Origin of the sequence: Paenibacillus sp. FSL H8-0104 (assembly GCF_038050215.1) — a bacterium.
In the GTDB taxonomy this organism is placed as follows: Bacteria; Bacillota; Bacilli; order Paenibacillales; family Paenibacillaceae; genus Paenibacillus; species Paenibacillus amylolyticus.
Window position 1 is genome coordinate 3853769 of sequence record NZ_JBBOTC010000001.1, and the last position, 12649, is coordinate 3866417.

At 48.9% G+C, this 12649-nt stretch carries 9 protein-coding genes; 1 reads left to right on the forward strand and 8 read right to left on the reverse strand.

Annotated elements, in window-relative coordinates:
* Positions 1-62: 62 nt before the first annotated feature.
* From NST38_RS17120 to NST38_RS17145, 6 genes are all read right to left on the reverse strand, one after another.
* Positions 63-2036 carry a hydantoinase B/oxoprolinase family protein gene (locus NST38_RS17120; RefSeq protein WP_076250379.1) on the reverse strand — a complete coding sequence of 658 codons (1974 nt, stop codon included), beginning with the start codon at positions 2034-2036 and terminating at the stop codon, positions 63-65.
* Positions 2033-4081, reverse strand: coding sequence for a hydantoinase/oxoprolinase family protein (locus NST38_RS17125; RefSeq protein WP_076250377.1), 2049 nt, complete (start codon positions 4079-4081; stop codon positions 2033-2035). The genes NST38_RS17120 and NST38_RS17125 overlap by 4 nt, the downstream gene beginning before the upstream one ends.
* Positions 4082-4122: 41 nt before the next feature.
* Entirely contained in the window at positions 4123-4851 is a 729-nt protein-coding gene (locus NST38_RS17130; protein WP_256719991.1) for an FCD domain-containing protein, read from the reverse strand.
* Positions 4852-5140: 289 nt separating this feature from the next.
* Positions 5141-5803, reverse strand: coding sequence for a class II aldolase/adducin family protein (locus NST38_RS17135; protein ID WP_076250375.1), 663 nt, complete (start codon positions 5801-5803; stop codon positions 5141-5143).
* A gap of 70 nt (positions 5804-5873) precedes the next feature.
* Positions 5874-7364, reverse strand: coding sequence for a rhamnulokinase (locus tag NST38_RS17140; RefSeq protein ID WP_076250372.1), 1491 nt, complete (start codon positions 7362-7364; stop codon positions 5874-5876).
* A gap of 123 nt (positions 7365-7487) precedes the next feature.
* Positions 7488-9278 carry an L-fucose isomerase gene (locus NST38_RS17145; RefSeq protein WP_076250370.1) on the reverse strand — a complete coding sequence of 597 codons (1791 nt, stop codon included), beginning with the start codon at positions 9276-9278 and terminating at the stop codon, positions 7488-7490.
* 412 nt (positions 9279-9690) lie between these two features.
* Between NST38_RS17145 and NST38_RS17150 the strand changes: the two genes are divergently transcribed.
* Positions 9691-10707 carry a LacI family DNA-binding transcriptional regulator gene (locus tag NST38_RS17150; protein WP_076250368.1) on the forward strand — a complete coding sequence of 339 codons (1017 nt, stop codon included), beginning with the start codon at positions 9691-9693 and terminating at the stop codon, positions 10705-10707.
* Between the two features lie 235 nt (positions 10708-10942).
* Here NST38_RS17150 and NST38_RS17155 read toward each other — a convergent pair whose 3' ends face one another.
* Both NST38_RS17155 and NST38_RS17160 read right to left on the reverse strand, forming a co-directional pair.
* A complete protein-coding gene (locus tag NST38_RS17155) occupies positions 10943-11836 on the reverse strand; it encodes an NAD-dependent epimerase/dehydratase family protein (protein WP_076250366.1) in 894 nt (297 codons plus the stop codon).
* A 12-nt stretch (positions 11837-11848) separates the two neighbouring features.
* Positions 11849-12619, reverse strand: a complete 771-nt coding sequence (locus NST38_RS17160; protein WP_083684356.1) for an SAM-dependent methyltransferase — start codon at positions 12617-12619, stop codon at positions 11849-11851.
* Positions 12620-12649: the final 30 nt, after the last annotated feature.

The following is a 12649-nucleotide window of genomic DNA, read 5'->3' on the forward strand; positions in this document are numbered from 1 at the left end:
TCCCCCATCCATGTAGTTGGTTTTACCGATAAGACAGAACTAGATAGTTTCCATATACTTGATCAATGCAACCCTATTTGCTGGCGTAAACCTTCCATAATGTCGGATATCTCCCGTGGATCTACAGATAGGGAATCCTTATACTTCTCCTCTACAACGCCCATGGTCTGACGCTTCAGGTAGTCTCTTAGTGCAAGCGGAGCATTCAGCAAGGCCTGATTCAGTGTTACCTGCATCTCATCGCTCCATATGTCTTCAAATTGCTCCCGCGCCTTGCCAAAGGCGAATTCCTCCTGCTGCCGTGGTCGCTTGGCTCGCATTTGTTCGGTATCGCTCTCGTTCAGCTCCAGGCCGTCAATCACAACACCATATAACTCAAGAGCTTTCTCCGGGGATACCAGCCCACTTCTTACATCCTCCAGAACTAGGCGTGGTTCACGTTCAAGTGGATCACCATATCCGCCTCCGCCTTGCGACAGGAACGTAACCGTTTCTCCAGGTTGAAGCAGCAGCTCATCAATTCTTCCCAGATGATGCTCACTTGCACGTCCAGCATTAAGAATCGCTTCTCCATGTGAACCTACGCCACCACCGAGCCTGCCCCAGGGCTGGAACTCCATACGCTCCATGTTTCTGGCCGTCATCACGGTATCCGGTGTTAGAATTCTGACACATAAATCAATTCCGCTTCCGCCACGGAAGGTTCCTGCACCCGCCGAGTCAGCACGAAGACCATAATGCTCAATCAACACAGGCATCTCGGATTCCACCGTTTCCGCAGGAATATTCCGAAGATGACCGACCGCAAAATCCATGCCATCAATGCCGTCTTTCATCGGCCTAGCTCCCGAACCTCCGCAGATCGGCTGAATTACGCCCACCTTTTTCTTGCCATCGGATGCATCTGTCATCGCCATCATGACGATGCAGGCTTGTCCAGCTCCTGCCGCGGGAACCATACTGCCCTGAGCTTTCCCCAGTGCTCCCGTGATAACGTCCATCAGCCGGATAAAGGTCGCAGCACGTGCCCCAACTGCTGCCATCGGCTCCGGGTTTAGTACGGAAGCAGGCGGCGCGTAATTTCGCACCATACGAATCATGCCCGAATTCCAAGGAATGGTCGGATCGAGCGTACGGAAATAACGAATGAGTGCGGGCACCAGCATGTAATGGCCCTGTTGGTTGTGGGTAGGAATGTTGAATGAAGCCCTAACCTGAGGATCGGTGCCGCTAAAGTCCAGATGAATGTCACTACCTTCAATCGTCATCTTGCAACGCAACCGAATAGGATATCCTCCTGGTCCTTTCTCCAGATAGTCCCAGAAGTCATAGGAACCGTCCGGGACATCTTGCACGATAACACGTGCCTTCAGCTCGGCATATTCCAGCAAATGTTCGATGCCCTGCTGGATTTTTCCCACGCCATATCGTGCAATGAGTTCCTCAAGCCGTTGCTCTCCCCGATTCAATGCAGCCATAAGCGCTTTGAGATCACCGAGATTTTGCTCCGGAATTCGGCTGTTGTCCATAAACATTCGCAGGATCTGCTCGTTGAGAACACCAGCTTCATACAGCTTGACTGGTGCAATTCGAATGCCTTCCATATGAATATCGTAGGCGCTGGGAGATACGCTCCCCGGTACCTTGCCGCCCACATCGGATGAATGGACAAAGCACATGCCGTAAGCAATGATTCGCCCTTCGTGAAAATAAGGCTTGATGAGATGAATGTCTGGAAGGTGTGTGACCATGCCTTTGGTGGAATAAGGATCATTACATATGACGAGATCCCCTTCTTTCCAGTCTTCTATACTGTTAATGGTCGCAGCAGCAGGGATGCCCAGGGACAGATTGTAACCCGTCTCCAGCGGCGATCCGAACGTTTCCCCGGATGGAGTTAAGAGGTAGGTTCCAAAATCGCCAGTTTCTTTGACAAAAGCGGTGAATCCTGTGCGCAGAACAACATTTGCCATTTCTTCCACGGCAGCTTGAATTCGATTGTTAAAAATCTCAAGAAAGACCTTGTCACCGATCATGCTTCCACCTCCCCAATCACGTTCCCATGCACATCCCGGTATACCTTATATCCTGGCGGAATAAAGATCGTTGTATCATATTCCTCCACAATAATGGGCCCGGGGATGGGGGCATCCACCGATGGAATTTGTCCCCTTTTCAGTACCTTGGCAATCTGCTGTACATGGTCAAAGGTGATGAGCCTTTCTTCCGCTACACTCTCATCAAATGGCAAATTTGCCGGATCTACCGTGTTATGGGTAGGTAAAACACCAACAATGGTTGCTCTGAGACTTACAAACATGACCTCTGCCTCTGGCTGACTAATGCCAAACACGTTTTGGTAAGATGTATGGAATTTAATCCCTGCCTTCTTGGGATCTTGAATTTCTTCCAATGTCAGCGTGACCTCAAGATCAAAGGCCTGTCCCTCATATCGCATATCCGCACTGTACAGGCAATAAATATTGTCCAGCTTGACACCACCACGGGCTTCCTCATCTACCCAGCTACGTCCCAGGTTTTCCAATTCAGCAAAAAGAGAGCTTAATTCACCAGACTCCAGAGTCTGGGTACTTTTGTGTAACGTATGAACGAAATCATTGCGGAGATTGGCAACCGTGCAGCCCATGGCACACAATGTTCCCGGAGATGGCGGGATCAACACTCTGCCGATACCTACCTCACGTGCCATCAGAAAAGCATGCATCGGGCCGGCTCCACCATATGCGAGCAACGTAAAATCGCGGGGATCAACGCCCTTGCGAGCCATGAGGGGAGAAAACTGGGCGTACATATTGGCAGTTGCCACATCAAGAATGGCTTGTGCAGTCTGTTCGGCATTCAGTCCAAGCTTCTCTCCCAGATTGCCCAGAGTACGCTCTGCAAGTTCGGGATACAGACGCATTTGTCCGCCAAGGAAATGGTCAGCATGCAGGATACCGAGCTGTAGATAGGCATCTGTGGTTGTCGGCTCTTCTCCCCCGCGCTGATAACATGCCGGACCGGGATTGGCTCCCGCGCTGCGCGGTCCAACCTTGAGTACGCCTACGGAATCAAGCCAAGCAATTGAACCACCACCAGCCCCAATCGCTGTTACATCAACAGCGGGAATGATGACAGGAAAGTCTCCAACCTTGTTCTCAGAAGAATAACTCGGTTCTTTGTCAATAAGGGCAACATCAACACTTGTCCCACCCATGTCAAATGTGATGACCTGATGAATGCCCGCTCGTTCAGCAATATGGGTCGCGGCGATTACACCGGAAGCAGGCCCGGACAGAAGCGTACGTACCGGCTCATTAGCCGCTCTGGCAGCCGTCATAATTCCACCGTTGGACATGGTTGACAGCAAGTTGGCTTTGAGGCCGTATGCCTGGATCCCTTTTTGCAGACGCAGGAAGTAAGACCCCATCCGTTCACCTACATAAGCGTTCATGGCCGTTGCGAGTGTTCGTTCGAACTCACGCTGTTGTGGCCAGATGGCGCTGCTTCGGCAGATGAACAGTTGCGGATAACGTTCCCTGATCAGATCTTCCGCAAGCTGCTCATGAGCGGGATTCACATAAGCATGTAAAAAGCTAATCGCCAAAGCGGTAACGCCATCCTCCACCAGCTCATCCACCGCTTGCAACAGTTGTTCCTCATTCAGTGGCTGGAGTATGCCCCCACTCGCAATGACCCGTTCATCGATTTCCTTAACGTGATGTCTCGGTACTAGTGCATCGGTCTTGTCACCATACAGATTGGTTGTATCCTCAAGTCGCAACCGGCGGATTTCAAGAATGTCACGGAATCCTTTAGTGACCAGCAGACCTGTAACTGCGCCATTTCGCTCAATCAACGTGTTGACGCCAAGCGTTGTTCCATGCACAAACAGATCAATCTCATGAATATTCACGCCACTCGCCTTTAACTGATCAAGTGCGTTAAAAATCGCCTGTTCAGGAGCTACTGCAATCGATGGCGTTTTCAGCGCCGCAATCACCCTGCCCTGATGGTCCATCACCAGCGCATCCGTGAAAGTACCTCCGATATCTATGCCTAGACGGTAGATTGTGTCCACAAGCTCAACTCCTTTATCACCGGGTCTGTTTCTAAGGAATGTTATTGGTTTTGCATGGCGAAATAACGTTTGACATCATCGATCATTTGGTTGATATGATTCACCATTGCCGCTTCAGCCTGCTCCGGAGAGCCCGCTACAATAGCATCCAGAATCTGCTGATGATCCACAACTAATTCGCTTCCTACTCTCCGGCGAATATACGCGGTTTCCAGAAAATCGCGGCTTGTCTCCCATACCAGTTCAACGGCGTGCAGAAGAATTTGGTTTTGCGCAGCATAAGCCAGCAATCTGTGGAACTCCCGGTCCTCCTCGTATGGTATAATATTCTTGGAAAGCAATTCATGCTGGTTCGCAATCGATGCTTGCAACAGTACTATGTATTCTTTCGAGGCACGCTGTGCTGCGAGGGAAGCGATCTCCCGTTCAAGAGCCCTTCTGGCAACGAGAACATCTAGCAGAGCCTTTTCCCCGGAATGGTTCAGCATCTGAATTAACTGTGAATTCACGCTTTGTTGCTGCAAATCTTTTTCCAACGTCTTCATTCGATCCAGACCATGTTCGGTCAAAGTTCTTCCCTTTCGACCTTCCAGAACTGTAAAACCTTCAACATCCATCTCCATAAGTCTTCTTCCGATGGTTGCCTGACTCAGACCATACGTTTTGCCCAAAGTATGAACCAACGTACTGGCCCCGATGGGAGCATTAGCGTCTCGAAGCTGCTTTAGCAGTTCGTATTCCAACTCCATTTCGTTTAGCTCAGGACCCACTGATCTCACCCCTCTTAGATACTTAATTGTTTTTTAATCTTCTTCGTAGTTGTTACTCACTGATGATTAACGTTAGTATACCTTGCAGACATCATAATTTCAACAATTCTCATCGAAATAGTGCGAATTATTCCCTCAGCTATACTGTGCACCTTTTCAATTCAAAATCAAAATTAAAAAAGAGCATTTCACATCCTTTATTCCAGCGTTTATCTGGAGGATGCAATCTGCCCTTAACGTAGCAATCTTTTAAGATCACAAATGTAATCATTAATACTCAAATCAGGTATCAGGACTTGAGTTGTTGCAATAACTGCACACGGTAGGCTTCACTTTCAAGCGATTGAATTTCCTTATATTCTTCGGCAGTAAGCACTTTGGGTTCCCCGGCTACTTTGGCGATCATATATACTTTCGCACTTTCTTCCACCACCTGAGTGCGGTAATAGGCTTCGCGGAGGTTTTTACCGGTCGTAACCAATCCGTGATTGACGAGAATGAGTGCCGTATGTTCTTCTACCTTTGCTGAGACTGCATCGGCAAGTAGTTTCGTCGTTGGTAGAACATATGGAACAAATCCGATATCACCTACCAAGGCGGACTGATCAGGGAACAAGTGTGGCAATTCATCGAAAACGAGACTAAGTGCGATCGTGTATGCCGGGTGCGTATGCACAATGGCTTGGATATCAGGATTCACACGATAACTGTACAGATGCATCAATACTTCGGAAGATGGACGTGTTGATCCCGCACGAGTCTCTCCTGTCTCGATATCAATGGCGATCCATTCGTCAGGCTCCAGATCCTCAAGTGCATAACCACTCGGAGACAACAACATTGTTCCCCCAGAGCGAGCGCTCAGATTCCCACCGGGTCCTACCACCAACCCTTGGGCAACTGCTCTACGTGCATACTTCGTCAACTCTTCCCTTACTTGCTGTTCAGACATGTTGCTCACCACTCCTCATACTTTTCTTTTTAGCATTTTGCGTCAATGCTCATTGCATTGAATCTGTTCATTACCTTTTGATTTGATTCAGACTTTGGTAGTTTTCATAAGCTTCCTGCCACAGCTCTGTATCCTCAGGCTCATAGGTCTCGGGGGAAAAGGAAGCAGCCATGACCTCCCGTACCTCGGCCAAGCTACTCACTTCTCCATGCGCAAGGAATTGCAGCATGCAATTCCCGGCTGAAGTCGCCTCTGCCGGGCCTGCCACTACCGGGACACCGGCTGCATTGGCTGTAAACTGGCATAATAGTCGATTGTGCACACCGCCACCAACCATATGAATGACACGAGGTCTTGTACCTGTAATCAACTGCAATTCATCCAGCGTCTGTCTGAATTCCAATGCAAGACTTTCCAGAATGCAGCGCACAATCGCTCCAGTCGTTTCAGGCACAGTCTGTCCGGTGAGACTGCATTGTTGCCGTATTCGTTCAGACATATTTCCTGGCGCCAAATACACGCCATCTCCCGGCGATACATAACTTTGATGCGGCGTTGCCAAGGTAGCCAATTGAATCAGTTCTTCATGTGTAAAAGGTTGATTCTCCCGCTCCCACTGTCGTTTGCATTCCTGTAGCAACCACAAGCCTGAACGATTTTTCAAGGTGCGTACTTTTCCACTTACCGTCCCTTCATTGGTGAATCCTAATGCACGACTTCGGTTATCCAATACAGGTGTATCACGCTCCACCCCCATAAGAGACCAGGTACCACAGCTGATAAAAGCAAAATCCGAATCCATTGCAGGAATCGCTGCCAAGGCAGATGCCGTATCATGTGAGCCCACAGAGACTACCTGCATCGGTCCAGTCCGTAACTCGGCGCACAACTCATTTGTTAGATCGCCCAGCACGGTACCCGGTTGAACGAGTTTTGGAAATAATGTTTCCGGTATACCGAGACGCCCGATCAGATGTTCATTCCAACGCGCCTCGCCTGCATGCAACAGCCCGCTAGTACTTGCAATCGTATACTCACAAGCCTTCTGACCGGATAGATAATAGTGAAATAAATCCGGCATAAATAACATGCGCACATCCGTACGCAAACCTTCGGCCTGCTCTCGTACACTGCCTAGTAGTTGAAATACTGTATTGATCTGCTGCGGCAAAACGCCGGACATGGCATACAGTTCTTCATCTTTCACCATGTGCAGAACTTCTTCCATCCACTGTGCGTTGCGTGCTTCCCGATAGTGACGCGGGTTCGAGCACAACCTTCCCGCACCATCCACCAGTCCATAGTCCACTCCCCACGTATCCACTGCTATAGAACGGACCGATGGAGAGACGCCTTGCGTCCCTTTCACAATGCCTTGTTTTAATTCATGAAAAAGTCGCAAGAAATCCCAATACAGTCCATCCCCCAGTTGCACGGGTTCGTTGTTGAATCGATGCACTTCTTGTAACGAGAGTCTGCTTCCATCAAAAGAACCCCGGACTACGCGTCCACTCCCAGCGCCGTAATCGGCAGCAAGCACGTGTGTTGCTTGATCGCCCATTCTTTCAAGCCTCCTTAACTCTACGCGATAAGCCGTATTCGAGTTCTGAACACAGTTTTCAAGAGAACGCCATGTTACCTCATTTCACAAGGAACATGGCGTTTGACAGGAATGGAACTTTATTTAACGATACAACGGGCCAAACACACTGCAAGCACGGTAGTCTGCGCCCTCCGGCTCACTTGTGCCGAACAACCCCCATGCACGCGGACGGAAAATTTCCGTTTCAGGTACATTATGCATATTTACCGGAATGCGAAGCATGGAAGCAAGCGTAATCAGATCAGCACCGATGTGTCCATACGAGATGGAGCCATGGTTAGCGCCCCATTGATTCATGACCTCGTATACGGAAGTAAAAGCTCCCGCTCCAGTTAGAACAGGAGCAAACCAGGTGGATGGCCAGGTTGGATCTGTCCGCTGATCCAGCGTATCATGTACATCTTCAGGCAGATCGACCGTGTAACCCTGAGCGATTTGCAGCACTGGTCCCAGTCCTTTGACCAGATTCAGACGTGTCATCGTTACAGGCATGCCGCCTTTGGTCAGGAAATCCGCTGAATAGCCGCCCCCGCGGAAATACTCTACGGATGCCGGTCTCCACGATGTTGCTTTCAGGCAGTCCTGAACTTCCTCATCTGTAATTTCCCAGAATGGCTTGAGTACAGGCTTACCATCTCTGGACTGTTGTCCAGTGCCATCCAAGGCTGCCGAACCAGAGTTGATTAGATGCAGAATGCCGTCCTTTGCGTTTCCTTCCAACTGGTGCCCCGTCACACGCTGTACCGAATCCGGACTCCAATACGTCCGCACATCAGCAAAGATCTGTGCCGTATGCGTCAGCAACGAACCGAATAACATCGATACCCCGTTCAGGCTGTCATTCTCCGTTGCAACCAGATAAGGCGCACGTTTGCCATTCCAGTCAAAGGAAGAGTTTAATATCGACTCCAGAAAATCTCCGTTAGGTGAATGATCCGTCCACTGCCGTTGCCCTTGGAAGCCGGATACAATCGCGTGGTGACCCATCGATTCCTCTGTAAAACCAAGCTCTGCCAATCTTGGGTTGCCCGCCATCAAGTCACGCACGATTTGGGTCATTTTCACAACGGTTTCCCATTCGTACTCTTTGCGTTTGCGATCCGTTTGCAGATGGGCAGCGTTGTTGTCCGGACCTTCGTTACAATTCTCCTTCACCCAGGCCAGTGCGAGCTTATACTCCTCGGGGTCATAGATTTCTTCTTCGATACGACGAGTCAATTCGCTCATATCCACATATTCGTTCCTCATGCCCAGATACTCTTGGAAAAATGAATCGTTCACAATCGAACCTGCAATCCCCATGGATACCGATCCAATGGACAGATACGCTTGCCCTTTCAAGGTCGCGGCTGCAAGACCCGCGCGGCTGAACCGGAGCAATTTCTCACGCACGTCCTCGGGAATTGTTGTATCCCCGCCGTCTTGAACATCCTCTCCATAGATTCCAAAGGCAGGAATCCCCTTCTGTGCATGAGCAGAAAGTACCGCTGCCAGATAGACTGCACCCGGACGTTCAGTCCCGTTAAAACCCCAGATGGCTGTAGGAATGGATGGTGACATATCCATCGTTTCCGTACCATAACACCAGCACGGTGTCACGGTGATCGTTACGCCCACGTTGGAACGGCTGAATAGTTCTGATGCTGCGGCCGCCTCAGCTACTCCGCCAATACAGGTCTCAGCCACAACACACTCCACTGCGGACCCGTCAGGATAACGTAGTTCTGCTGCAAGCAACTCGGCAACAGATGTCGCCATCCGCATCGTTTGTTCTTCCAGTGACTCCCGAACGCCTTTGCGTCTTCCATCAATCGTGGGACGAATACCAATCTTGGGGAAAGCCTGTTTATAACGATAATCCTGATGTGTCATACTGGAATGTCCTCCTTCAATTCGTTTCATAGAATTTGGGTTGAATTGAGAAACCTTCTGTCTGATTCATATGCATTGATTGGAATGAAATAATGAAGGAAATACAACCGATACCCGAATGGTATACAAGAACTGCATACACAGATTGCCAAGAGCCTTATTTTAGTTTGAATGCGTTTACATATTTAAAAAAATAACAATAAACCATTTCATTAATTAGCTATGTATGTAGTTCCTCTATTCAAGAAAATGGAACGTGCATGAGCGAATTCAACGAAATGGTTTATGTAGTAAAGACGTTCAGAACCCTTTAGGGTTATCGGTAACCCTAACATAGCACGAGCCTATCTTGCTGTCAATTGACATTATCCTATAGAATGGTAAGACTAAGTTGCGGAAAGGTTAGATTCTAATGATTACCATTTACGATATTGCCAAAAAAGCCAACGTCTCCGCCATGACGGTCTCCAAGGTCATTAATCATACAGGCCGTATAAGTTCCGCGACACGTGAACGTGTGCAACAGGTGATCGACGAACTGGGTTACATCCCGAACTCCAATGCACGCAGCCTTGTGCTTCAACGAACCCAGATGCTCTCCCTGCTTATTACGGATATTACCAACCCTTTTTATACAACACTGGCGCGTGGTGCTGAAGATGCAGCCCATCTTCGTGGGTACCGTCTTTTATTCGGCAATAGTGACGAGGATTACAAAAAGGAAAAGGATTATGTAGATGCGATTCTGTCTACTCGTGTGGATGGTGTACTCTTTGCCCCAGCGGGAGATCGTTCTCTCCAACATCTGAAACAGCTGCAGGAACGTCACATTCCGTTTGTCTTTCTAGACCGCACCGTACCTGGCATTACGTCAGATATCATTGCTGGAGATAGCCGGGAAGGCGCGATTGCTCTGATCCGATATCTGGTGCAATTGGGCCACCGGCGCATTGCACTGGTCAATGGTTCTTCGGAGGTTTCTACCGCCAGACTGCGGGAGGAAGGTTATATAGCGGGTTTACGAGAGGCCGGAGCTGATATTGATCCCGAGCTTGTGCTTCGAACCGGGTACCGGGATTTCAGTGATGTAGAGGGACTCGATCGACTACTCTCTCAACCAAATCAACCAACAGCCATTTTTGCAGCCAACAACATGCTGGCGATTGGGGTCATTCGGCTTTTGCGCAAACGGGGACTACGTGTACCAGAAGACATTTCTGTTGTGTGTTTCGACGATCTGGATCTGGCTTCTGCCTTCGATCCTTTCCTGACTGTAGCTGCACAGCCAGCATATGAATTTGGGTTTCAGGGCGTACAGATGCTGATTGACCGAATTGAGGGTAAGTCCCCTTCCGAAGCCCAAACCGTCATTCTACCGTCAGAACTGCGCATACGGGCTTCAGCTACTGCTCCACGTAAGCAAAAATAGAGTTAAGCGCGTGAGTTGACTAAATATTATCGTGTAAATGATTAGTCCAACTTATCTGGATTAGGTCCTGTTCAAATTCGAAAAATGTACAACATAAACAGGGTGCACCGGAGATTACGCTCTGGTTGCACCCTGTTTGAAGTTCATTCGCTGAAATAATCCGTCGTTCGAGCCGTTTGGTTCGTCTGTTTCATTCAGACTCGTCGTTTCCTTCAGTTCCATCCGAGCCGATATTCTACCGCTCCGACTGTAATGCAAGAGCGACCTCACGAACGAGTCCCGGGAACCAGTCCATCAGAGCTTCGAACGTATATCCCGCTTGTTCAGCTTTGGTCGTCTCCATCGTCCATGATTGCTCAATTCCGAAGGGTGACATGTCCTCTTTCACCGTTTCCGTGAGGATCTGGGACTGCATGCCCGTGACCGTCTCGATCAGATGTATCATGGCTGACAGCGTAATCGCACCCTTGGAAGCTGCATTCACCGGACCGGTAATGGACGAATGTCCAAGCCAAGCGAGAAATCTTGCCGCTTCTGTGGAATTGATAAATCCAATCTCCGCATCCGGATTTGGCATGCCGATCGGTTTTCCTTTTTGCACATGTTCAATATGAAAATGAAGTCTTCTCGTATAATCATCAATCCCGAGTACAATGGGAATGCGCATCGCCACAACCGGGAAATCCGCTTCCTGGAAAAATACAGCCTCCGCAAGCCGTTTGCCTTCTCCATACGAAAAATCCTCCGCACTCCCATACTGCAATGGATATGTATACGGGTCAAAATCCGTTTCCTTAAATCCAGGTCGGGGATCACCGTATACCGAGAGTGTGGATGTAAGAACGTATCTTTTGGTGCGTCCTGCAAAAGCTTCACATGCCGCTTTCGCCGCATCTGGGGAATAACAGATATTGTCGTACACGACATCCCACATGTCTGTCTGCGCAACCTCTGCCAGAGATTCCGGGTCTTCACGATCCATCTTGATTCGGTTTACTTCGGGTCCGAAGTCAACATCCGTTTTACCACGAGTTGCGACTGTGATCTGAGACTTTCCTTCCCACAACAAGTGATCCACCAGACGTTTACCGAAAAAACGTGTACCCCCAAGTATAAGAACTTTATTCATCCAAAAAACCTCCTATCTTGTTCGATTATGTTTAACAATTTGAAGCATGGTATGAGCATTCCGTTGAAACTCATATGAAGTTGGTTCTTCGGATACCGTACACCCACGTTCTTCGAGTATTAATTTCAACTCATCCATGTGCTTGTAACGTTCGCCAGACAGATCCACTGTTGGAAAAATGCGAACCTCTCGTTTGCTCACACGCAGCAGCTCCATTATGGTTGCAACATGAAAATCAACATCCAATCGATCCGCATAAGTAAACAGGAAATGGGCGGATAACGTCAGATCGAATTGTTCATCGGCAAAGGGTAGATCCGGGAGCACAGACGCCACATAACGGTCAGGAAACATTCTCATATCTGCGATGCAATCTGTGATGGCACGAGTTCGTTCTTCCTTTAACCCCTGGATTGATCCAAATTGATCCCACACATATATCCCTTGCACGGGTTCCATCTGTTTCATCGTATGCTCAATGTCCTGAAATCCCTTTACTTCAAGCTCGTCGATCTCGTATTCGTAGGCAATATCCACGGCCACGGGATCAGCACCCAACTTGCGCACCTGGCTACTGAACGAACATGCTCCACCTGGACAATCCAGAATAGACTTGCCATTAATCTCGTCCACCTTCAGGTTGAACATCTTCATATATTCTTCGAAGGTTCTTCCTATGAAAACGATCTGTTTCAGTTCCAAACCTCCAGAATCATTGGACTGCTGATCTTCTCTACTGTTCTTCTGCACTTCTTTACTGTTGCTCTGCTCATCTCTGCTCATCTCGTCTCAGCTTCCTTTCCTGCGCTTGAA